Below are 21,240 nucleotides of genomic sequence, written 5' to 3'. Positions count from 1 at the left end.
CAACCACAGTTAAGTGGGCAAGTGGTCGGCTAATACAACGCCAGCCACCGGGCCTGCGGGCAGTCAGGTAGTCCGCCTGACCCTGAGTTCGGCCACCCGGTCGTGTCTCTGGAAGCGCCCGCAGGCTTTTTTATGCCCTCAGTCGGCCCTCAGTCGGCCCTCAGTCGGCAGGCGGGCAGTCCAGGCCGAGCGCCTCGCCGATCTCGCGGAGCTGGGCCTCGAAGTACGCCCCTGCGTCCGGCAGCACCCAGTGCAGCTGGCCGAAGACCTCCATGCAGATCAGGCCGTAGAGCCTGGTCCAGTAGGTCAGCGACAGGTAGATCGCGCCCGGCGGCATGCCCTGGAAGTGCTCGGACTCCTGCGTGAGCTGGGCGATCAGCTCCCTGCCGAGCAGCTCGTCGGGCGGGTACGGGAACGGCTTCCAGTGCCAGATCTGCGCGACCAGTTCCTTGAAGACCGCGCCGAACCGCATCGCCGCCTGGTGACCGGGCGTCTCGTCGTGGTCGTCAGCGTCCGGCGCCGGGACCGCCGTACCGAACAGCAGCGCGAACTCGGCCGGGTGCGCGAGACCCCAGTTCCGCAGGCCGTTGGCCAGTAGGTACAACCGCTCGCCCAGGTCGGGCACGTCCTCGGTCGTCTGCAGCTGCATCAGCGCGGTCGTCAGCTCGTCGTACAGGTCCGCGATCAGCGCGCTGATCAGCGCCTCGTGGCTCGGGAAGTACCGGTACAGCGCGGGCGGGGTCAGGCCGAGCTCGCGCGCGACCGCGCGCAGGCCGACCGCGGCCGATCCGCCGCTGACCAGCAGCCGGCGCGCGGCCGCCTTGATCTCGGCCAGCGTCGCCGCTCTCCGGCGGTCCCGGCTCTCCATCTCGAAACTCTCCTTGACATCGCGGTAGGGCAGGACCTTAGAGTGAACACCGTTAACAGTTAACGCTGTTCACTCAAGCTGCTGCCGCTCAAATCTACTCGCTGGGGAGAGTTTCGTGTTCGAGACGCTCGGCCACTTCACGTACCGGCGCCGCCGTCTGGTGCTCGCCCTCACCGGTGTCTTCGTCGTCCTCGGGCTGGCCTGGGGCACCGGCGTCTTCGGCTCGCTGGCGAACGGCGGCTTCGATGCGCCGGACACCGAGGCCGCGAACGCGGTCGCGACGATCGAGCAGAACGTTGGCCGCACCGGCACCGACGTCGTCGTGCTCTATCGCAGTCCGTCCGGGACCGTCGCCGACCCGGCCTTCAAGCAGTCCGTCGAGAGCCATCTCGCCGGGTTGCCGAGCGCCGACGTGACCGGCGTGTCGACGTACTGGAGCACGAAGTCGCCGGTGTTCGTGTCGAAGGACCAGCACAGCACGTACGCCGTACTCACGTTGGCCGGCGCCACGCAGGAGGCGCGGCTGGACACGTTCCACCGGATCGCCTCGAAGGTCCGGGCGGCGCCTGCCGGGCTCGACACGAAGGTCGGCGGCGAGGTCGCGGTGTTCGACGAGGTGAACACGCAGACCGAGCACGACATCGTGAAGGCCGAGTCGATCTCGACGCCGATCGTGCTGGTGCTGCTGGTGGTCGTCTTCGGCGGTCTGGTCGCGGCCTCGCTGCCGTTGTTCGTCGGCGCGCTCGCGATCCTGGGCTCGTTCGTGCTGCTGCGCGGGTTGTCGGCGGTCACCGACGTGTCGATCTTCTCGATCAACATCGTCACGATGATCGGACTCGGGCTGGCGATCGACTACGCGCTGTTCATCGTCACCCGGTTCCGCGAAGAACTTGCTCGGGGCAACGAGGTTGAGACCGCGCTGGCCGCGACGATGGCGACGGCCGGGCGGACGGTGGCGTTCTCCGGCGTGACGGTCGGCGTGGCGATCAGCAGCCTGGTCCTGTTCCCGGTGATGTTCCTGAAGTCGATGGCCTACGGCGGTGCTGCCGCCGTGGCGATCGCGATGATCGCGGCACTGACCGCGCTTCCGGCGCTGCTCGGCGTACTGGGTCATCGTGTGAACAGTCTCCGGATCTTCAAACCACGCAAGGCTTCCGCTTCGCAGGGTGCCTGGTATCGGCTGGCGCACAGCGTGATGCGGCGGCCGGTACGGTACGTGCTCGTACTCGTCCCGGTACTGCTGATTCTGGGGATCCCGTTCCTGTCTGCGCAGCTGGGTGGGGTGGATCATCGGTCGCTGCCGCCGGGCGCTACTTCGCGGACGGTGACCGAGACGCTGCAACGGGACTTCCCGGGAGCCGGCGGGTCGGACATCTATGCGGCGGTGCGGTTCGATTCCGTACCGAGCGATCCGGCGGCGGCGCTGGCGCCGTACATCTCTCGGCTGCAGCAGGTGCGGGACGTGGAGAACGTGCGGATCGGTGGTTACGCCAACGGTGTCGCGTCCGTTGTCGTGCACACTCATTTCACCGGCCAGGAGTTGGCGGCGCGGGACGTCGTCCATGGGGTGCGCGCGGTGCCGGCGCCGACGGGTACGCAGGTCCAAGTCGGTGGTGAGACGGCGGCAGTCATCGATCTGCTGGACGTGTTGAAGGAGCGCGCGCCGTACATGGCCGGGTTCATCGTCGTGGTGACGTTCGTGCTGCTGTTCATGGCCTTCGGCTCGTTCGTGCTGCCGGCGAAGGCGTTGCTGATGAACGTGTTGTCGTTGTCGGCGGCGTTCGGGGCGATGGTGTGGATCTTCCAGGACGGGCATCTGTCCGGGTTCCTCGGATTCACGCCGGCCGGGTTCCTCGATGCGACCAACCCGGTGCTGCTGTTCGCCGTACTGTTCGGGCTGTCGATGGACTACGAGGTGTTCCTGCTCAGCCGGATCCGGGAGGAGTACGACCGGACCGGCGACAACACCGAGGCGGTCGCGCACGGCCTGCAGCGGACCGGCGGGATCATCACCAGCGCGGCGCTGCTGCTGATCATCGTGGTGGCGGCGTTCTCGACGTCGGGCATCGTGTTCGTGAAGATGATCGGCGTCGGGCTGGTGATCGCGATCGCGCTGGACGCGACGATCGTCCGGGCGCTGCTGGTGCCGGCGACGATGCGGTTGCTGGGGCGGGCTAACTGGTGGGCGCCGCGGCCGCTCGTGCGGTGGTGGGAACGGAACGGATTCCGCGAAACCGATCAGGGCTGGAGCCGGACCAGCTCCCAGGAACCGGAGCTGGCACGGCGGTAGGCCAGACGATCGTGCAGGCGGCCGACACGGCCCTGCCAGAACTCGATTGCTTCGGGGGCGACCAGGTAGCCGCCCCAGAAGTACGGCGTGGAGATCTCGGTGCCCTCGGGCCATTGACGCTCGTACGACTCGTACTGCAGGTCGAGCTCCTCGCGGGACACCACCGGCTGGCTCTGCTGCGACGCCCACGCGCCGAGCTGTGACTCGCGCGGCCGGCTGGCGAAGTACGCGTCGACCTCGTCGGTGGGGAGCTTGGTGACGGTGCCCTCGATGCGGACCTGGCGCTCCATCGCGTGCCACGGGAACACCAGCGCGCAGTGCGGGTTGCCGGACAGGTCGTCGGCCTTGCGCGACTGCTGGTTGGTGTAGAACACGAACCCGCGTTCGTCGACACGCTTGAGCAGAACCGTCCGTGCCGACGGCCGCCCGTCGCGGTCTGCCGTGGCCAGCACCATCGCGTTGGGCTCCGCCAGGCCGGCCTCCCGGGCCTGCTGAAGCCAGGTTTCGAACTGCTGGATCGGGTCAGAGGCCATCTGATCCTCGAGCAGCTCCCCCAGTCCGTACGTACGCCGCATCTCCGCAAGGTCCACGCGTCGAGCCTACTTGTTGACCTGCTCGAGGTGTTGATCGAAGGTGGCTCGCCAGAGGGCCTGACGGAGCGTTGCCTCGCCGGTGGCCGAGCTCGCGCCGGCCACCGAGGCGGCCCAGAGCGTGCTGAGATCGCCGAAGCCTTCGACGTCGGCGAGGAGCGGCTCGATCAGGTCGCGGTCGGCCGCCGAGGCGAGGTTCCTCCAGACCGGGGTGAACGGCGTACCGCCTCGGCGCAGGGGCTCGACGGCGTAGAAGTAGTCGAGCATCGTCGCGTCCTCGAGGCCGCTGTCGACGGCTGCCTGCAGCACGCGGTCGATCTGCTCGGCGACCGCGACCCGGGCTGCCTGCGTCGGGCCGGCGGCAGGGATCAGCCGAGTCTGCAGGTGGTTGCTGAAGGCACGCAGCTTGTCGGGTAGCGGGAGTGTCTCGAGCTGGTCGACGTCGCGTGGATGGAAGTAGCCGTGAGCAACGTGATCGACAGGTGCGTCGGTGATGAAACCATCAGGCGGTGGGTCGAACAGACTGCTCGCCGGCCGGAGACCTTCCGCGTACCTGTGCCAGCTCAGCGCCTGCTTGATCAGCTCGACCGGCTCCGACCTGGCGTAGGGCTTGGCCACGACCTTCTCCGAGGCAGCGGCGGTCCTCGCTTCCAGCACGTACGCCTTGGTCGTCCGTTGCTGACGGTGGCCGTCGGCAACAATATGTGTTCCTCCGGGCACAGCCAGCACACCGTCATACGGCGTGCTGTCGTCCATGAACCATCCGCAGCCGGCGGCGAAGGTCCATCCGCGCGTCGACGCGACGGCCCGCATCCCTGCGAACAACAACGCCGCGACCGGCCGATTCGCCCAAACGCACCCGTCCGGCAGTTGCAGCTCGAACAGCCGGCTGACACCGGCCGACTCGGTGGACAGTTCCAGTCGTTCGTCGGCCAGATTCACGCGGGCGTGCCCGCCGGCGTCGTGCCACGAGGTGGTGTCGGTGCTGCCGGGGGTGCCCCACAGGTGCAGGCCGACCGCTGCACCGACGTACGCGTGGTGTTCGGCCTCGGCGCCGTAGTGCGCCTCCACGCGGGCACGACCGGCCGCGGCGCGTGCGGCGCTGTCGTGCGCGAAGGTGTAGGCGACCAGCGTTTCCATGCAGAGCCTGATGCCCGCTCCGTGGCAAAAGTTCCCCCGGCCCGAGCCCCGACCGGCTCGAACCGGTCACAAAGCTGTGTTGTCATCAGTTCCGAGAACTATGCTGCGGGAGCGCCGATACGAGGACGAGGGAGTGGCATGTCTGATCCGAGGACCGAGGTGCAGCACGGGCTGGAAGGCGTGGTCGCCTTCGAGACGCAGATCGCCGAGCCGGACAAAGAAGGTTCGGCGCTCCGCTATCGCGGCGTGGACATCGAGGACCTGGTCGGCCGCGTCCCGTTCGAGAACGTGTGGGGCCTGCTGGTCGACGGCACCTTCACGCCGGGCCTGCCGCCGGCCGAGCCGTTCCCGCTGCCGGTGCACACCGGCGACGTGCGCGTCGACGTACAGTCCGCGCTGGCGATGCTCGCACCCGCCTGGGGTCTGCGGCCGCTCTACGACATCGACGACGTGCAGGCGCGTGACGACCTGTCCCGCGCGGCGGTGATGGCGCTGTCGTACGTCGCGCAGGCGGCCCGCGGCGTCGGCCACCCGATGGTGCCGCAACGCGAGGTGGACAAGGCGACGACGATCACCGAGCGGTTCATGATCCGCTGGCGCGGTGAGCCGGATCCGAAGCATGTGAAGGCGGTCGACGCGTACTGGACGTCCGCGGCCGAGCACGGCATGAACGCGTCGACGTTCACCGCGCGGGTGATCGCATCGACCGGTGCGGACGTCGCTGCTGCGCTCTCCGGTGCGGTCGGCGCGATGTCCGGGCCGCTGCACGGTGGTGCGCCGGCGCGGGTGCTGACGATGATCGAGGGCGTGGAGCGATCCGGCGACGCACGCTCGTACGTGAAGGGCTTGCTGGACGCGGGCGAGCGGCTGATGGGCTTCGGGCACCGGGTGTACCGGGCCGAGGACCCGCGCGCCCGCGTGCTTCGTCGTACGGCGCGTGAGTTGGACGCCCCGCGGTACGAGGTGGCTGAGGCGCTGGAGCAGGCCGCGCTGGCCGAGCTGCGCGAGCGGCGGCCGGACCGCGTGCTGGAGACCAACGTGGAGTTCTGGGCGGCGATCGTCCTCGACTTCGCGGAGGTGCCGCCGCCGATGTTCACGTCGATGTTCACCTGTGCGCGGACCGCAGGCTGGAGCGCGCACGTACTGGAGCAGAAGCGGACCGGCCGGCTGATCCGGCCGTCGGCGATCTACTCCGGCCCCGCGTCCCGGCCCGCCGACGCAATCGAGGGCTGGAACCCCGACTGGGCCTAACGGTCCTGGCTGGGTGTGCGGCCGGTGCGTTGCTTGTACTGGCGGCTGAAGTACGGAACGTCGGTGTAGCCGAGGGCGGCGGCTGTCTCGGTGACGGTCATGCCGCTCTCGGTCAGCAACTGGTGTGCGCGATCGACGCGGGCCTGGATGAGGTACTGCGCCGGTGACATCCCGAACTGGGTGACGAACCTGCGCGTGAACTGTGCCCGGCTCAGGGAAGCCTTGGACGCCATCTCCGCCACGGTCCAGTCGCGGCCGGGGTCCTGCCGGAGCTGCCGGGCGATCTCGTCGACGGCGGTGTCGGTGACGCGTCGGCCCGGGTTGTGGACGGCGTCCCAGATCAGCGCGATCAGTTGCTCAAGGCATAGTTCCGCCTGGCGCCGGCCGAGTGCGTCCTGCCTCCGGTACGACGTGTCGCTGGTGCGGGCAAGGACGCCGAGCAGCTCGCGGTCCATCACCTCGCCCCAGCGCGGGTCAGGCGCTGCGCCGGTCGTCTGGAAGTGCATGCCGAAGACCAGCAGCCGGCGATGCGGGTCGTGGGTGGCGCGCGGGGCGTCGCCGGGCTGGAAGACCGCGCAGATGCCGGGGTGCAGGTCCTGGCGTTCGCCGTTGAGAACCAACTCGCCGCGACCGTCCAGCACGCACCAGAGCAGGTGGTCCGCGAGCGGGCGTGAGGTCCACGACCAGCTCGGCTCACACCGCCAGAAGGTCGGCGCGGACATCAGCTCGAGTTCCAGTCGATGCAACAAAAGTTCAACTCCTCGCGCGAATCCTCCGTGGTTCGGCGCTGGTACCTGGCAGGAGAATTGGATCTGACCAGCAGCGTAGAGCACATCCGCGGGAGTCGTGTATGAGCGTTTCATCCAACATCGACGTCGTACTTCGGGAAGAGTTCGAGCGGACCGGTTACACGCTGGTGCGTGGCCTGTTCGGCACCGACGAGGTCGACCGGTTGCGGGATCACTACATGGAGGTCCGGCAGCGCGGGCCGCGCTCGCACGACTTCGCGGGGCACGACTCCACCGACCGGGACCCGCTGAAGCGGTACCCGCGGATGGCGCAGATGCACCGCTGGGACGAGATGTCGCTGCAGTGGATGATCGACCCGCGGATCGACGAGATTATGACGACGCTGCTCGGGCGGTCGCCGTACGCCGTACAGACGATGGTGTACTTCAAGCCACCGGGCTCCCGCGGGCAGGCGTTGCACCAGGACAACTTCTACCTGAAGGCCGACCCGGGGACCTGTGTCGCGGCGTGGATGGCGCTCGACCGGGTCGACGAGGCGAACGGGTGCCTCGAGGTCGTGCCCGGTTCGCACCGCTGGCCGATCCTGTGCACGGAGAAGGCCGACACCACGGTCAGCTTCACCGATGTCACGGTGCCGCTCCCGTCGACCGGGTCCGCCGTACCGGTGGAGATGGAACCGGGTGACGTGCTGTTCTTCCACGGAGCGCTGGTGCACGGGAGCAACCCGAACGTCACCACGGACCGGTTCCGGCGGGCGCTGATCGGCCACTACATCCAGGGCGAGGCGGAGCGGGTCGCGCAGTACTACCACCCGGCACTCCGGATGGACGGCACCGAACTCACGCTCGAGGTGGCCGAGGGCGGCGGCGCCTGCGGCGAGTGGACCGAGACCCCGGACGGCCCGGTCGCCGTCCTGACCGGCACCCAGACCATCACCCGCAAGCACGAGTAGTCCGCGCGGTGAGCCCCCGGGTGGTGGGGTGGGAGCGGTGTGGGAAGATGGTGGGCGCTGACAGCGTCGTCGGCTTTCTGAGATGCAGACGACGAAGGGAAGACGCTGGTGACCAGCGACATTCAGATTCCTGCTGAGCTCAAACCCGCTGACGGCCGCTTCGGTTCGGGTCCGTCGAAGGTCCGCCCGGAAGCGATCGCCGCGCTGGCGACCGAGGGCGCGAAGCTGCTCGGCACCTCCCACCGCCAGGCCCCGGTGAAGAACCTGGTGGCCCGCGTGCAGCAGGGCGTGGCCGAGCTGTTCAACCTGCCCGAGGGCTACCAGGTCGTGCTCGGCAACGGCGGCTCGACCGCGTTCTGGGACATCGCGACGTTCGGGCTGATCCGGGAGAAGAGCCAGCACCTGAGCTTCGGTGAGTTCTCGTCGAAGTTCGCGAAGGCCGCTCAGCTCGCCCCGCACCTCGGCGACCCGACGATCGTGAAGTCCGACCCCGGCACCCGCCCGGTCGCGGTGGCCGAGGCCGGCGTCGACCTGTACGCGTGGCCGCACAACGAGACCTCCACCGGTGTGATGGCGCCGGTCAAGCGCGTCGAAGGCGCCGACGAGGGTGCGCTGGTCGCGATCGACGCGACGTCGGGTGCGGCCGGTCTGCCGGTCGACGTCAACGAGGCCGACGTGTACTACTTCGCGCCGCAGAAGGGCTTCGCGTCCGACGGCGGCCTCTGGATCGCGCTGATGAGCCCGGCCGCACTCGCCCGGGTCGAGGAGATCGCCGCGTCCGGCCGCTGGATCCCGGCGTTCCTGGACCTCGCGACCGCTGTCGACAACTCCAGCAAGAACCAGACCTACAACACGCCGTCGCTCGCCACGCTGTTCCTGATGGCCGAGCAGACCGACTGGATCAACAACCAGGGCGGTCTGAAGTGGAGCGTCGCGCGGACGACGGACTCCAGCAACCGGCTGTACACGTGGGCCGAGAAGTCGGAGTACGCCACGCCGTACGTCACCGACCCCGACGCCCGCTCCCTCGTCGTCGGCACCATCGACCTGGATGACGCGATCGACGCCGCCGCGGTCGCCAAGGTCCTCCGCGCCAACGGCATCGTCGACACCGAGCCCTACCGCAAGCTGGGCCGCAACCAGCTCCGCGTCGCGATGTTCCCCGCGGTCGACCCCGACGACGTCGAGAAGCTGACCCAGGCCATCGACTACGTCGTCGAGAACCTCAAGTAACCGCTGAACAGCCGCCGTACCTCACGTAGGTACGGCGGCTGCTTCATTTGCTCAGAAGTTGATGCGGAGCACGGCTCGGCGGTTGCCGGGGCGGCTTACTTCGGTGAAGCCGGCGTCGGTGAACATGGCGAGGGTGCCGACGGAGCCGCCGTCCACGAGGTCGGGGTAGCCCTCGAGGGCTACGGCGCCACGGGCGCGGGCGAAGGGGACGGCGGCTCGGGCCAGCGCGCGGCCGATTCCTCGGCGCCGGTAGCCGGCGCGGGTGACGAAGCAGGTCACGGCCCAGACGGTCGGGTCGGTCCTGTCCTCGTTGCGGCCGAGCCAGGGGACGCGGAAGTCGCGGAGCAGCCTCGGGTGGTCCGAGCGCGGCGCGACGGCGCACCAGCCGACAGGCTCGCCGTCGACGTACGCGATCAGGCCGCTGGTCTCCTGCGCTTTGCGGTTGCCGCAGGCAGTCTGGTCGCGGAGCCGGGAGGCGAGCTCCTCGGGACCTTCGGATGCCCACGACTCCTTGGGCAGCATCCGGAACCGCTGGCACCAGCACCGTCCGGGATCGCCCGCGCCGAAGACGGCCTGCAGGTCCTCCCACGACGCCTCGTTCGCCGGAACGATCGTGAGCTGCTCGTCGGTGACCGGCTCCCGCGAACCCGCCGTACGCGGAACAGGAACCCGCTTGGCCGGCTTCGGCTTTGTCTGCTTGCGGGCCGGCGCCTCGAACGTGAGCCGAAGATCGACCGTGTCGCCCGCGTCCAGTCCTTGGGGCTTACGCACGCCGTCCTTCAGCGGCAGCAGGTAGCCGCCGTCCTTCGACCACAGCGACGTCTTCCACTCCGTGGTGCCGAGGCGTGCACGGATCGGCAGCATGCCCCAGCTGTGGTGGCCGGCGGCTGACGCCGCCGCCTTCAGCGCGGCAGCGTCCTCGTCCGGGACGGGAACGAAGTAGTACGGCGCCGGACCGCGCCACTCGATGACCTCGCCGCTGAACTCATGCTCCATGCCCCGATGCTAGGACCGGTTCCGGACGTACAGCTTCCGGATTTGCGAATCAGACGTGCGGGCGGCGATGACCGGTGGGTGGGGACTGGCCGGTCAGGCGGTCGTTCTCGGCCTGGCGGTCCAGGCGTTCGCGGCGGCCAGGAGGGAACGTGACGATCGTGATGATCAGCGCGAACAGGCCGGCGCCGATGATGATCCAGCGAAGGTTGTGACTCTTGCCGGAGTCGGAGCTGCCGGAGTCGGACGTCGTGGCCTGCTTCGGCGTCGCGCCCGCGGACGGCGGGGTGGAAGCGACTGCCTTGGTGGGAGCCGTCAATTGGTAGATGGCCGAGTTGGCGCCTTCGCTGCCGACGAGGACGGTGTTGTCGGTCGGGCCTACTGCCACGGTCTCGCCCTGACCCAGGGCTGCGGCGCCACGCGCGACCACGGTGGGGGTGTCGCCCCAGGCGACCGTTGCGACGTCGGTGTACGTCCGGAGCACCACCCGCTGGCCGTCCGGTAAGAACGTGCCGTCGGTGATGATCCCGGACGGCGCCGGCGCGAGCTTCGACAGGTCGTTGGTGCCTTGGCGGCTCGGGGCGGGTGGGGCGGCATAGATCGCGCCGGTGCCCTTGAGCTCCTTCGTCACGATGTACAGCTGGCTGGTGCCCGGCTCGATCAGCAGCGTCTCGGCGTCGTGCGCGCCGTCCGGGTACTTGAAGTCGAACTGGTGGTACTTGACGTCGGCGTCCTCGAGCGTCTCCGGCTCCGGGATCGTGTAGATCTCGATCTGCTCGCGGTCGGCCTTGTTGTCGCCGATGTCCGCGATGTAGATCGTGCCGTTGCGGTCCACGCCGAGCGCCTCGACGTCGCTCACCTTCGCGCCGAAACGCAGTACCGCCTCGACCTTGCCGGTCGTCGAGTCGATCGCGAACACCCGCCCGGTGTCGCCGGAGTCATTCACGGTGTAGTACGTGCCGGGGTGCTTGACGCTCTTCGCCAGACCGGACGACTCCTTGATCCGGTCGTCGCGGATCGTGAACAGCTTCTTCGGAGCGGCCGGGGTCGGGTCTGCATGCACGCTCGCCGAGGCCGCCGAGGCTGTCGTGGCCGTTAGGGGAAGTGCCACACCCGCGAGCGTGCACAGCGTCGCCCCTACCAGCGCGAACGCGGTCCGAAGTCGCGTCACAAGCCCACCCCGGCGCCCGCGTCCCGCTCGCCAGGCGGCGCCTCGGCGGGCTCCGTCGCGGCCAGCGGCGCCTCGGCCGATGGCGGCTCGGCGGGGAGGAGGAGTTGGGCCAGGCGGGGGTTGACCTGCCATTCGGTGACCATGGCCTGGTACTCGGCCTGGAGGTCGGCGGTCGGCTTCGCGCCGGTCCGCGCAGCGCGAAGCAGCAGATTGCGCGGCGTGTGCTGACTGTCCACGAACTGCACGACCTCCACCCGGTAACCGACCTGTCGCAGCACCGCCGCCCGCAACGAATCCGTCAGGACGTCGGCAAACCGCTCACGAACGATGCCATATCGCGTCATCAGCGCATAAGGCGCCGGTGGTGTGACGCTCTTGAGCTGCTTTTGGATGTCGTGATGACAACACGGGGCTGCGAGCACCAGCGGAGCCTCCCAGCCGACCGCCCGCGCGAGCGCGTCGTCGGTCGCGGTGTCGCAGGCATGCAGCGCCAGGACGACATCCGGTCGTACGTCGAGCTCGGCCGCCTCGATGGTCGCGTCGACGAACCGCAGGTGGTCCTGCCAGCCGAGCGCCTCGACCACCCGCGCATTCCGCTTCCGCGCCGCCGGGTTGTGGTCGATGCCGGTCATCCGGACGTCGTGCCCGGCCACGGACAGCAGGTGGTACGCCGCCAGGGTGAGATACGCGTTCCCGCAGCCGAGGTCGACCACCTGCAGCGGACGGTCCGTCGCGATCCGGCCCGCCCCGATCGCCTCGTCGAGCGCAGGCGCGAGCAGCTTGCAGAACTCCTCGATCTGCTTGTACTTCGCCTGCCGCGACGGCTTGACCCTGCCCTGGTGGTCGCTGATACCGAGCTCGATCAGGAACGGCGCGGCCGGATCGAGCACCCGCTGCTTCACCCGGTCGTGCCCGGTCTCCTGCTCCCGGTTGTCGTCCTGCCGGTGCAGCAGCTCCTTGCCCTTCTTGGTGTACCGCAGCCGCAGGGTCTCGCCCGTCGTCTCCACGTGCCACGACCCGTACGGCAGGTCGAGAAGCTCGTCCACGGCCTTCTCCACGTCGGCCCCGGCGACGTTCCGCGTGTGGGCCTGCCGCTCGTCGAACTCGGTGATCTGCAGGTGCCGCTGGCCCTTCAGATCGACGTACCGCACCTCGACCCGCAGGTACGCCGGCGGGTCGAACCCGCGACGCCGCCCGGACGCCAGCGCCCGCACCAGACTGCTCTGATCCAGCAGGGCAGCACGAACCACGTCCAGCGCCCCGGCCTCCGCCGACCGCGCCGGCTCGCCCGACCGCACCACTGGTTGCATCGCGCCATTGTCCCCGACCGCCACCCCCGATCTCAAAAGGGTCTCGGAAACCCACGGTTGCTCCCTCCAAACTCCCCGTACATTCCTCCCTGCCACCGAGCACGAAACGCACGCCTTGTTCACGCCGACTCAGTATGTAGCACATGTGCTACCTTGGGGTTCATGGACGCATTGGGACTTCGTGAGCTGCGGCAGCACGCGAGTGATCTCGTCCGCCGCGCCGAGGCCGGCGAGCACCTGGTGATTACTGTGTCCGGCCGCCCAGCGGCTGTGCTCGGCCCACCTGAACGCGACCACTGGCGGCACTACGACGAGATCGCAGACATACTGAGCCGACGCACCGATGACGCCTGGGAGACCGATCGCGACCTGATCGATCAAGACCTCGTCGATCCCTGGGGGCCGACGAAATGAGGGCACTGCTAGATACCAGTGTCCTCATCGAAGGCCTGGATGAGCCAGTTGATGCGGAGTTTGCGATCAGCACCATCAGTCTCGCCGAGTTGCACTTCGGGGTGCTGGTCGCCAAGTCACCGGAGACTCGTGCGGCCCGGCTGCGGCGTCTTGCCGGCATCGAACGCGCTTTTGAGGCACTACCGGTAACCGACGCAGTGGCTCGCACCTACGGCTCCTTCGCAGCAGCGGTCGCGGCCGCGGGAGGGCAGCCGCGCGCCCGCGCGTTCGACCTGGTTATCGCGGCAACCGCGGCCACTCACGAGGCTGCTCTCTTCACCCGAAACCCGAAGGACTTCCGCGCGATTCAGGAGCTCGTTGAGGTCGTCGGTATCTAAGCCGCACCCTCATTCGAGTTTTTGGTCGTCGGTGAGGAGGCCGAGGGAGCGGAGGCGGGTGGCGATGCCGCCCTCCTGGCGGCCGAGGGTCGTGACGAGGTCGTCCTTGGTGGCGCCGTTGTGGAACATCTCGATCAGGGTCTGCTCGTCTTCGGGGGACCACTGGCTGAAGGCCTTCGGGTGGTTCTTCCGGGCCTGCTCGATCTTGCGGGTCATCGAGCGCGGGTTGAGCAGCTCGAGCGAGCGGATCCGGGCCTGGCGGTGGCGGCCGACCTCCTCGCCTCCGCGCCAGAACACCACCGCCCCGTCGTCGAACGTCATCAGGTCGGCGGGGACGTCGCAGTAGTCGGCGTCCTCGAGCATCACGCGCATCATTGCTGGTTCTCTCCATTCACGGTCGATGCGTGGTCGACAGAGAAGATGCCGCGATCCGAGCCGCCCGGAGCGACCGATCCGCAATCTGTGGACAACCAAGGCACGCAGGCCCCACAGAGCAATCGCAGAACTTCTTTGCAAAATCACTTTGCAAAGAGTCTTTGCAGTCCTACCCTCGACACCATGAGCGATGAGACCAACCCCCCGCCACCCCGGACAGTCCGGCTCGACCGCCACCTGGTGCGCGCCCTGGCCCACCCGATGCGGAACCGGATCGTCGGCCTTCTGCGGGTGTATGGCCCGCAGACCGCCACCACCCTGGCCGGCCGGCTCGGCGTGAACACCGGTGCGACCAGCTACCACCTCCGCCAGCTGGCGGACGCCGGTCTGGTGGTCGAGGACGACAGCCGCGGCAACGCGCGCGACCGCTGGTGGAAGTCCGCTCACCAAGGCACCGAGTTCAACAAGGCGGAGCTGCTCGAGCAGGAGCCTGAGCTGGCACTGGGCTTCCTGCACGGCGTCGGCCAGACGTACGCCGAGAACATCTTCGGCTTCATCGACGCGATGCAGACGATGCCCGAGGACTGGCGCGACGCCAGCGTGCTGGCGGACTACTTCTTCCACCTGCGGGCCGACCAGCTCGACGCGATGATGCACGAGGTCATGGCGGTGCTGGAGAAGTACAAGACGCCCGACCTGACCGCTCCCCTGCCCGAGGGCGCCGAGCAGGTGACCGTCCAGATCCAGGCCTTTCCCCGGGAGACACGATGAACAGGAACCGCGCCCCGCTCGTCGCGTTCCTGGTCGCGAACGTCGTCTCGATCTGCGGTACCAAGGTCAGCGCGATCGCCATCCCCTGGTTCGTACTGATCACAACAGGCTCGCCCGTGAAGACAGGCCTGGTCGCGCTGGCCGAGATGGCTCCACTGGTCATCGTGAAGGCCGTCGGCGGCCCGCTCATCGACAAGGTCGGCGCCCGTCGCATCAGCGTCCTGGCCGACACCGGCAGCACCGGCGTCGTCGCGCTCGTCCCTCTCCTGCACACACTCGGCCTACTGCACTTCCCGACCCTGCTCGCGCTGGTAGCCATCGCCGGCGCGCTCCGTGGACCAGGGGATTCCGCGAAGGAGACCCTGATCCCGGACATCGCCCGAGCGGCCAAGGTCCCACTCGAACGGGTGACAGGCCTGGAGAGCACGACGGAACGCCTGGCCGGCTTCTTCGCGTACGCACTCGCCGGCGGACTGATCACCCTGGCCGGAGCAGTCAACGCGCTCTGGATCGACGCAGCCTCGTTCGGCGTCTGCGCCGTACTGATTGCACGCTGGATCCCCAAGCAGGACAGGCAACCGGCGAACAACGAGACCGAAGAGAGCTACGGCCACCGGCTCCGTGAAGGCTGGAACTTCCTCCGTACCGACCGCCTGCTGCTGCCGCTCGTGACGATGATCGCCGTCACCAACCTGCTCGACGCGGCGATCGGTACCGTCCTGCTGCCCGTCTGGATCAGGGAACACGGCTACGGTCCCGGCCACACCAGTCTGATCCTCACCTCGTTCGCTGTGACCGCTACCGCGTTCGCCCTGCTCGCGTCAGCCATCGGTGATCGCATCCCGCGCAAGCTGATCTTCACGATTGCGTTCTTGATCGCAGGAGCTCCCCGCTTCATCGCCCTGGCGACGGACGCACCGGTGTGGGCGCTGATGGCGGTGTACGCCGTCGGCGGCATCGGCGCCGGCTTCATCAACCCCGTGCTCGGCGCGATCCGCGTCGAACGGATACCCGGTCACCTGCTCGGCCGGGTCAACTCGTTGTCGAACGCGGCCTGCTGGACGGGCGTACCACTGGGAGGCGTCGTAGCCGGCGCGGCGATCGCGGGCATCGGTCTGGCGCCTGCTCTGCTCGCCGGAGGTGCGATCTACCTGATCGCGACGATGTCACCAGTACTGATCGGGCGCCACGAGACGTGGAAGGCTACGCCGGGTCCAATGGAAGCCACGGCAGCTCCGGTTCGAGACACAGTCAGTGCCGCTTAGCGAGACGGCGGCTGAACTTCAGTCCCGGACCGTACCCCGCACACCTGGCTGACACGGTGAACGGATCAGCTTTCCGGGAGGTCCACGACGGCGACGGGCCGGTCGGCGTCGTTCAGGACCCGCCGGCTGACAGATCCGAGCAGGATGCGCTGTACCAGACCCTTGCCGTGCGTACCGACCACGATCAGCTGGGCGTCCTCGGCGTGACCCAGGATTGCTTCCGCGGCTGGGCCCGCTACGGCCACGGGCTCGACGTTCACCGACGCGGCGTTCGTCCCCTTCACCTCGTCGAGCACTTGGGTGACGGCGCCGGTGGCCTCCGCTTCCACGTCCGCTTGCATCCGTGCGACGAGCTCCGGGTCGTCCCGCAGCGCAGGGTGCGGAAGCTCGTACGCGGCGACCGCACGCACCGAGCTCCCCCGCACGGCAGCCTCGGTGATCGCATAGCGGAGCGCGTTCGTGCCGAACTCGGATCCGTCCACACCCACCACGATCGGGCCTGTCCTCGGTGCCTCGCCCTCACCGATGACGATGACCGGGCATTTCGCGTGGATCGTCAACCGGTTGCTCACCGAGCCCATCAGCGCACTCCTGACGCCGCCCAGCCCACGCCGGCCGACGACGACCGCATCCGCGCCCTCGGAGGCGTCCGCCAGCACGTGCGCGGGGTGGCCCAGCTGCGAGGTGAGCGTGCAGGTCAGCTCGGGTGCGAGCTCGCGCACCCGGGCCGCCGCGGCCTCCAGCAGCTCCCCGGCGAACTCGGCGTACCACTCCACGGGCTGGCTCGGCACGCCGTGATAGCCGTAGAAGTTCAGATCGGGAACAGACGTGTAGGCACTGATCAGTTCGAGCTGCGCACCCCCGAGGCGTGCCCGCGACACCGCCCATTCGAGCGCGTGCGCGCTCTGCTCCGACCCGTCGATGCCAACCACGATCCGACCAGCCATGACTGTCCTCCCGTGAAAGAGCCGACAGTTCCGAACCTAACCCTCCGTGACGGGATGCGACAGCCCTTCGTCGGCAAACGGGCACCTAAGGCCTCGCGGATTTGTCCAGTTCTCGCTGCATCCGGTCCCGCTCGGCCCGCAGCAGCCCCAGCATCACCAGGTCCAGCAGCATGCCGCCGGCGGCGGCGAACTGCGTGGCGGCGAACTGGAAGACCTGTGTCATCAGCAACGACACCAGGACAGCCAGCTCGAACAACCGGACCGCCCGGGCCCGATTGCCCTTCCGCAGCGCCAGCGCACCCCGCATCGTGAATGTTGCCGACAGCAAGCTTCCGGCCGTCACGCCCAGCACTGGCAGGTGATTCAGCCCATCGCCGACGACGATCGCGATAACCAGGGCCGCAACCACCTGCAGCACCAGTACGGCGACAGCGATCCGCGGCGCCTTCGGGTGCGTGGCGAGTCGCTCGAACGCCCGCTGCAGTGCCTGCCAGGCCGCGTCGACCGGAGCAGCCAGCTCAACCTCGTCGGCGGGGCAGGCGGCCAGCAACTCCCTGGTCTCCCGCCTCCCCTGCACCTGCGGGGGCACCGCCCGCAGCAGCTCCGATGCCTCCGCACGACGACGTCGCGACAGGCCGCCGGCGACGCCCTCGACGGCATGGTCGATGACGTTGGCCAGCTCCTCCCGCGGGTCGATCGGCCGCCGCGTGGTGAGGAACCGGAATCCGAGAACGATCAGCACGAAGACGATGTACACGATCGCCGCGGTCGGCTTGTAGAAGTAGTTGTTGTCCGAGGTGACGAACTTCCCCACCTCGTCGATGAACAACCCGAAGCCGATCCCGCCGACCGTCGCGGCGGCCGGCCGGACGACGGGTCCGACGTACCCGAGCAGCAATGAGATCGCGATCAGCATCAGCAGACCGCCGGGCAGCACGTGCGCGATGTGCAGGCCCTTGCCGCCGATCTGCGGGTAGCCGCTCAGGCTGAGGATCAGCCGGGTCACCAGGACCGTCGCCACCCCCGACACCACGAACGTGGTCAGGTGCTCCCCGGACCGCACATTGCGGACCAGTCCGGCCCGCATCAGGTACGACGATCGCGCGGCGGTGCTGTTCGTCATTGGCGCGACGTTACCCGGGCCCCGGACCCACCACCGCAGTGGAGCGTTTGAGACGTGTGAATACGAATCCACTTCGCTATTGCACTTCGCCCATCGGCGGCTTAATCTCTCGCGTAGCGGAATACCACTTCCACCAAGTGATACCCGTCCGCGCCGCCCCCTGACCGGCCGAAGTCCTTCCAGAGCAGTGATCCGAAGGCTTCGGCCGATTTTCCGGCCCGTTTCTACATCGGTGAAGAAGGACTCCTGAGAGGAGGCCACCATGAGCACGAGCACCGAGATCTCTGCTCCGGCAGGCCGTGAACCGACAGCTGAGGTCCCTCCCCCGGCATCACGTCCCAGACCCGGCCGGCGCACGGACCGGGTCGCCTACCTCTTCCTGCTCCCCTGGTTCACCGGCCTGCTGCTGCTGACCGCCGCACCTCTGCTGGGATCGCTGTACCTGTCGTTCACCAAGTTCAACCTGCTGCAGTCACCGCGCTGGAACGGCTTCGGCAACTACGTGAAGATGTTCACCGACGATCCGCGCTACCTGCAGTCGTTGAAGGTCACGTTCATCTACGTCGCCCTCACTGTCCCGCTGCAGCTGGGATTCGCACTCGCAGTCGCCGTGATGCTGAACCGCCCGATGCGCGGGATGGCCTTGTACCGCTCGATCTATTACATCCCCTCACTGCTCGGCGGCAGCGTCGCGATCGCGGTGATCTGGGGCCAGCTCTTCGACGACGACGGCGTACTCAATGCCTTCCTCGCGTTCTTCGGCGTCGGCGGCCGGAGCTGGATCTCCAACCCCGACACGGCGCTCTACACGCTGGTGCTGCTGAACATCTGGCAGTTCGGTTCGCCGATGGTGATCTTCCTGGCCGGCCTGAAGCAGATACCGCAGGAGCTGTACGACGCCGCCTCGGTCGACGGCGCGAACGCCTGGCGACGGTTCTGGTCGGTCACCGTGCCGCTGCTGACGCCGATCATCTTCTTCAACGTGGTGCTGCAGATCATCCAGGCGTTCCAGGCCTTCACCCCGGCGTACGTCGTGAGCGGCGGCAGCGGAGGCCCGTCCGACTCCACGTTGTTCTACACGCTTTACCTGTACCAGCAGGGTTTCGCGAACCTGAACATGGGCTACGCCTCCGCGATGGCGTGGGTGCTGCTGCTGATCATCGCGATCTTCACGCTGATCAACTTCGGGCTCGCCCGCCGCTGGGTCTACTACGAGGACCGCTGATGACGACACTCCAGCACGCTCCCGCAGCCCGGCGGCGCACCCGCAGGTGGCTGACCCATCTCGCGCTCATCGCCGGCACCCTGATCATGGTCTATCCGCTGCTGTGGATGGTCGGCGGATCCTTCAAGGACGAGTCCGACATCTTCTCGCAGCTCAACCCGTTCCCCAGTTCGCTCGACCCGCGCAGCTACATCGCCGGCTGGACCGCGACCGACCCCACCTTCACCCGGTTCTACATCAACTCGATGCTGATCGCGGTGCTCGCGGTGGCCGGCAACGTCATCGCCTGCACGCTCACGGCGTACGCGTTCGCCCGGCTGGAGTTCCGCGGCAAGAAGGTGTTCTTCGCGATCATGCTCAGCTCGATCATGCTGCCGGCGCACGCGCTGCTGATCCCGCAGTACGTGCTGTTCTTCCACCTCGGCTGGGTGAACACCTATCTCCCGCTGGTGGTGCCCAAGTTCCTGGCCACCGACGCGTTCTTCATCTTCTTGATGGTCCAGTTCATCCGCACGATCCCGCGGACGCTGGACGAGGCCGCGATGATCGACGGCTGCGGCAAGGTCCGCATCTTCAGCCGGATCATCCTGCCGCTGACCGGACCGGTGCTGATCACCACCATGATCTTCACCTTCATCTGGACGTACAACGACTTCTTCTCGCAGCTGATCTACCTGTCCTATCCCAGCAGCGAGACCGTTCCGGTCGCGTTGCGGCGGTTCGTCGACGCGACCGGCAACTCGTCGTACGGGCAACTGCTGGCCATGTCGGTGCTGTCGCTGGTGCCGACCTTCATCGTCTTCCTTCTCGCCCAGCGCCGGATCGTCGAGGGCATCGCCACGACCGGCCTGAAGGGCTAGCACGAAAGGACCCCTGTCATGACCACACAGATCGATCGACGGCGCTTCCTGCAGGCCGGACTCGCGGCCGGCGTACTCGCACCGCTGCTGGCCGCCTGCAACCTCGACCCCGCGGCGAAGGAGGCGAAGAACTCGGTCCGCTTCTCGAGCTACGGGGACCCGACCAAGCTCGGCCTGCGCAGCAAGCTCGCGGACAAGTACACCGCGACGCATCAGAACGTGAAGATGGTGTTCGAGGGCACCGCGACCGCGGAGTACTGGGACAAGCTCGCCACCCAGATGGCCGGCGGCAACGCCCCGGACGTGATCAACATCGACGCTCCACGGATCGGCCAGTACGGCGCGGCCGGAGCGCTGCAGTCCCTGCAGAAGTACATCCCGGACACCATCGACACCAAGCCGATCGACCACAACCTGCTCGTTCAGGGCCAGTTGAAGGGCGAGCAGTTCGGCATCCCGATCGCGATGAGCACCTACAGCATCGGGTACGACGTGACGGTGCTCGACCAACTCGGTCTGGAGCACCCGAAACCGACCTGGACCTGGGCCGAGTACGCGACGTTGGCGAACCAGATCCGGCAGAAGTCCGGCAAGAAGATCTACGGCGCTGAGGACCCCAGCGGGGACACGGCCTCATTGCAGATCTTCCTGCGCGGCAAGGGTGAGGACCTGTACAAGGACGGATCGCTCGCCTTCACCGATGCCTCGCTGACCGAGTGGTTCGAGTACTGGGCCGCGCTGCGGGCCACCGGCGGCACCATCCCCGCCGACATCGCGGCGCAAGCCGTGTACGGCGACTGGCCGAACGGGCCCCTGGTCAAGAAGCAGGCGGCACTCGCGCATATCCAGACGCCCAACCTCAAGGGCGGTTTCCAGGACCTGACCGACCACACGATCGACATCACGCTGCCACCACGGCACACCAAAGCCGGCAAGTGCGGGACCTTCCCGGCACCGAGCAGCTTCCTGTCGCTGAATGCCAAGAGCCAGCGACTGGACGATGCGGCCGCGTTCATCAACTGGTTCGCGAACGGCGCTGACGCCGCGAAGACGTTGCGGCTGATCAGCGGACCGCCGGCCTCGTCCGAAGGGCGCGACGTGCTCGTCAAGGGCAGTGACCTGTCGGCGAGCGAGAAGCAGGTGCTGGCCTACACCGACCTGGCGTTGAAGAACTCCTCGCCCCCGCCCCAGGCGTCCCCCGCTGCCTCGACCGCGGTCGGCGACCTGTTGCTGAAGGTCAGCCAGGACATCGCGTTCAACAAGATCTCGATCAAGCAAGGCGTGCCGAAGTTCATGGCCGACGCCGGCAAGACTCTCGACGGCAAGTGATTGGAG

21 protein-coding genes are annotated in these 21,240 nt (G+C 67.9%); 11 read left to right on the top strand and 10 right to left on the bottom strand.

Annotated elements, in window-relative coordinates; all coding sequences use genetic code 11:
- Positions 1–160: 160 nt before the first annotated feature.
- On the bottom strand, positions 161–868 hold the full coding sequence (locus EV653_RS29795; RefSeq protein ID WP_134107625.1) for a TetR/AcrR family transcriptional regulator: 708 nt from the start codon (positions 866–868) through the stop codon (positions 161–163).
- 115 nt (positions 869–983) lie between these two features.
- On the opposite strand from EV653_RS29795, the gene EV653_RS29790 reads away from it, so the two are divergent.
- Positions 984–3,158, top strand: coding sequence for an MMPL family transporter (locus EV653_RS29790; RefSeq protein ID WP_134107623.1), 2,175 nt, complete (start codon positions 984–986; stop codon positions 3,156–3,158).
- Here the strand turns inward: EV653_RS29790 and pdxH are convergent.
- The gene (gene pdxH / locus EV653_RS29785; protein WP_238160530.1) at positions 3,107–3,748 is read right to left on the bottom strand and encodes a pyridoxamine 5'-phosphate oxidase; all 642 of its coding nucleotides are present in this window, start codon (positions 3,746–3,748) and stop codon (positions 3,107–3,109) included. The genes EV653_RS29790 and pdxH overlap by 52 nt on opposite strands.
- A 9-nt stretch (positions 3,749–3,757) precedes the next feature.
- A complete protein-coding gene (locus tag EV653_RS29780; RefSeq protein ID WP_134107621.1) occupies positions 3,758–4,888 on the bottom strand; it encodes a hypothetical protein in 1,131 nt (376 codons plus the stop codon).
- A gap of 138 nt (positions 4,889–5,026) precedes the next feature.
- On the opposite strand from EV653_RS29780, the gene EV653_RS29775 reads away from it, so the two are divergent.
- Positions 5,027–6,139: a citrate synthase 2 gene (locus EV653_RS29775; protein WP_134107619.1), complete on the top strand. Its 1,113-nt coding sequence runs from the start codon at positions 5,027–5,029 to the stop codon at positions 6,137–6,139.
- Here the strand turns inward: EV653_RS29775 and EV653_RS29770 are convergent.
- On the bottom strand, positions 6,136–6,885 hold the full coding sequence (locus tag EV653_RS29770) for an AraC family transcriptional regulator (protein WP_238160529.1): 750 nt from the start codon (positions 6,883–6,885) through the stop codon (positions 6,136–6,138). The genes EV653_RS29775 and EV653_RS29770 overlap by 4 nt on opposite strands.
- A gap of 104 nt (positions 6,886–6,989) precedes the next feature.
- Here EV653_RS29770 and EV653_RS29765 point away from each other — a divergent pair, with 104 nt between their 5' ends.
- Positions 6,990–7,841 carry a phytanoyl-CoA dioxygenase family protein gene (locus EV653_RS29765; RefSeq protein WP_238160528.1) on the top strand — a complete coding sequence of 284 codons (852 nt, stop codon included), beginning with the start codon at positions 6,990–6,992 and terminating at the stop codon, positions 7,839–7,841.
- Between the two features lie 108 nt (positions 7,842–7,949).
- Complete coding sequence (gene serC / locus EV653_RS29760; RefSeq protein WP_134107616.1) at positions 7,950–9,074, top strand: phosphoserine transaminase; 1,125 nt, start codon at positions 7,950–7,952, stop codon at positions 9,072–9,074.
- 51 nt (positions 9,075–9,125) lie between these two features.
- Here the strand turns inward: serC and EV653_RS41795 are convergent, their stop codons facing one another.
- The 3 genes from EV653_RS41795 to EV653_RS29740 are packed head-to-tail and all read right to left on the bottom strand — an operon-like array spanning position 9,126 to position 12,548.
- Positions 9,126–10,070, bottom strand: a complete 945-nt coding sequence (locus EV653_RS41795) for a GNAT family N-acetyltransferase (protein ID WP_202871889.1) — start codon at positions 10,068–10,070, stop codon at positions 9,126–9,128.
- Between the two features lie 49 nt (positions 10,071–10,119).
- Positions 10,120–11,238, bottom strand: a complete 1,119-nt coding sequence (locus tag EV653_RS29745; RefSeq protein WP_134107614.1) for a hypothetical protein — start codon at positions 11,236–11,238, stop codon at positions 10,120–10,122.
- Positions 11,235–12,548 carry a class I SAM-dependent methyltransferase gene (locus EV653_RS29740; RefSeq protein ID WP_134107611.1) on the bottom strand — a complete coding sequence of 438 codons (1,314 nt, stop codon included), beginning with the start codon at positions 12,546–12,548 and terminating at the stop codon, positions 11,235–11,237. The genes EV653_RS29745 and EV653_RS29740 overlap by 4 nt, the downstream gene beginning before the upstream one ends.
- Positions 12,549–12,710: 162 nt before the next feature.
- Between EV653_RS29740 and EV653_RS29735 the strand changes: the two genes are divergently transcribed.
- Both EV653_RS29735 and EV653_RS29730 read left to right on the top strand, forming a co-directional pair.
- Positions 12,711–12,962, top strand: coding sequence for a type II toxin-antitoxin system Phd/YefM family antitoxin (locus EV653_RS29735; protein WP_134107609.1), 252 nt, complete (start codon positions 12,711–12,713; stop codon positions 12,960–12,962).
- Positions 12,959–13,339, top strand: coding sequence for a PIN domain-containing protein (locus EV653_RS29730; protein WP_134107607.1), 381 nt, complete (start codon positions 12,959–12,961; stop codon positions 13,337–13,339). Before EV653_RS29735 ends, EV653_RS29730 begins: the two co-directional genes overlap by 4 nt.
- Positions 13,340–13,348: 9 nt before the next feature.
- Here the strand turns inward: EV653_RS29730 and EV653_RS29725 are convergent, their stop codons facing one another.
- A complete protein-coding gene (locus EV653_RS29725; protein WP_134107605.1) occupies positions 13,349–13,714 on the bottom strand; it encodes a hypothetical protein in 366 nt (121 codons plus the stop codon).
- A 183-nt stretch (positions 13,715–13,897) separates the two neighbouring features.
- On the opposite strand from EV653_RS29725, the gene EV653_RS29720 reads away from it, so the two are divergent.
- Positions 13,898–14,485: a helix-turn-helix domain-containing protein gene (locus EV653_RS29720; RefSeq protein ID WP_134107603.1), complete on the top strand. Its 588-nt coding sequence runs from the start codon at positions 13,898–13,900 to the stop codon at positions 14,483–14,485.
- Complete coding sequence (locus EV653_RS29715; RefSeq protein WP_134107601.1) at positions 14,482–15,750, top strand: MFS transporter; 1,269 nt, start codon at positions 14,482–14,484, stop codon at positions 15,748–15,750. Before EV653_RS29720 ends, EV653_RS29715 begins: the two co-directional genes overlap by 4 nt.
- Before the next feature lie 65 nt (positions 15,751–15,815).
- Here the strand turns inward: EV653_RS29715 and EV653_RS29710 are convergent, their stop codons facing one another.
- A complete protein-coding gene (locus EV653_RS29710) occupies positions 15,816–16,697 on the bottom strand; it encodes a universal stress protein (RefSeq protein ID WP_134107599.1) in 882 nt (293 codons plus the stop codon).
- Positions 16,698–16,782: 85 nt separating this feature from the next.
- Complete coding sequence (locus EV653_RS29705) at positions 16,783–17,820, bottom strand: hypothetical protein (RefSeq protein WP_238160527.1); 1,038 nt, start codon at positions 17,818–17,820, stop codon at positions 16,783–16,785.
- Between the two features lie 262 nt (positions 17,821–18,082).
- Between EV653_RS29705 and EV653_RS29700 the strand changes: the two genes are divergently transcribed.
- From EV653_RS29700 to EV653_RS29690, 3 genes are read left to right on the top strand one after another with little or no spacing between them, the layout of a single operon-like run.
- Positions 18,083–19,045 carry a carbohydrate ABC transporter permease gene (locus tag EV653_RS29700; RefSeq protein ID WP_134107597.1) on the top strand — a complete coding sequence of 321 codons (963 nt, stop codon included), beginning with the start codon at positions 18,083–18,085 and terminating at the stop codon, positions 19,043–19,045.
- Entirely contained in the window at positions 19,045–19,905 is an 861-nt protein-coding gene (locus EV653_RS29695; RefSeq protein WP_134107595.1) for a carbohydrate ABC transporter permease, read from the top strand. Before EV653_RS29700 ends, EV653_RS29695 begins: the two co-directional genes overlap by 1 nt.
- A gap of 18 nt (positions 19,906–19,923) precedes the next feature.
- Entirely contained in the window at positions 19,924–21,234 is a 1,311-nt protein-coding gene (locus EV653_RS29690) for an ABC transporter substrate-binding protein (protein ID WP_134107593.1), read from the top strand.
- Positions 21,235–21,240 lie beyond the last annotated feature (6 nt).

Source organism: Kribbella pratensis (assembly GCF_004365355.1).
Classification (GTDB): domain Bacteria; phylum Actinomycetota; class Actinomycetes; order Propionibacteriales; family Kribbellaceae; genus Kribbella.
This window is presented reverse-complemented; position numbering and strand designations above follow the sequence as displayed.

What these genes read in the sequence shown, in the direction of transcription:
- EV653_RS29795 (WP_134107625.1), bottom strand. Translation starts at nt 868, where the DNA reads ATGGAGAGCCGGGACCGCCGGAGAGCGGCGACGCTGGCCGAGATCAAG.
- EV653_RS29780 (WP_134107621.1), bottom strand. Translation starts at nt 4,888, where the DNA reads ATGGAAACGCTGGTCGCCTACACCTTCGCGCACGACAGCGCCGCACGC.
- EV653_RS29775 (WP_134107619.1), top strand. Translation starts at nt 5,027, where the DNA reads ATGTCTGATCCGAGGACCGAGGTGCAGCACGGGCTGGAAGGCGTGGTC.
- EV653_RS29765 (WP_238160528.1), top strand. Translation starts at nt 6,990, where the DNA reads ATGAGCGTTTCATCCAACATCGACGTCGTACTTCGGGAAGAGTTCGAG.
- EV653_RS41795 (WP_202871889.1), bottom strand. Translation starts at nt 10,070, where the DNA reads ATGGAGCATGAGTTCAGCGGCGAGGTCATCGAGTGGCGCGGTCCGGCG.
- EV653_RS29740 (WP_134107611.1), bottom strand. Translation starts at nt 12,548, where the DNA reads ATGCAACCAGTGGTGCGGTCGGGCGAGCCGGCGCGGTCGGCGGAGGCC.
- EV653_RS29735 (WP_134107609.1), top strand. Translation starts at nt 12,711, where the DNA reads ATGGACGCATTGGGACTTCGTGAGCTGCGGCAGCACGCGAGTGATCTC.
- EV653_RS29730 (WP_134107607.1), top strand. Translation starts at nt 12,959, where the DNA reads ATGAGGGCACTGCTAGATACCAGTGTCCTCATCGAAGGCCTGGATGAG.
- EV653_RS29725 (WP_134107605.1), bottom strand. Translation starts at nt 13,714, where the DNA reads ATGATGCGCGTGATGCTCGAGGACGCCGACTACTGCGACGTCCCCGCC.
- EV653_RS29720 (WP_134107603.1), top strand. Translation starts at nt 13,898, where the DNA reads ATGAGCGATGAGACCAACCCCCCGCCACCCCGGACAGTCCGGCTCGAC.
- EV653_RS29715 (WP_134107601.1), top strand. Translation starts at nt 14,482, where the DNA reads ATGAACAGGAACCGCGCCCCGCTCGTCGCGTTCCTGGTCGCGAACGTC.
- EV653_RS29710 (WP_134107599.1), bottom strand. Translation starts at nt 16,697, where the DNA reads ATGGCTGGTCGGATCGTGGTTGGCATCGACGGGTCGGAGCAGAGCGCG.
- EV653_RS29705 (WP_238160527.1), bottom strand. Translation starts at nt 17,820, where the DNA reads ATGACGAACAGCACCGCCGCGCGATCGTCGTACCTGATGCGGGCCGGA.
- EV653_RS29700 (WP_134107597.1), top strand. Translation starts at nt 18,083, where the DNA reads ATGAGCACGAGCACCGAGATCTCTGCTCCGGCAGGCCGTGAACCGACA.
- EV653_RS29695 (WP_134107595.1), top strand. Translation starts at nt 19,045, where the DNA reads ATGACGACACTCCAGCACGCTCCCGCAGCCCGGCGGCGCACCCGCAGG.
- EV653_RS29690 (WP_134107593.1), top strand. Translation starts at nt 19,924, where the DNA reads ATGACCACACAGATCGATCGACGGCGCTTCCTGCAGGCCGGACTCGCG.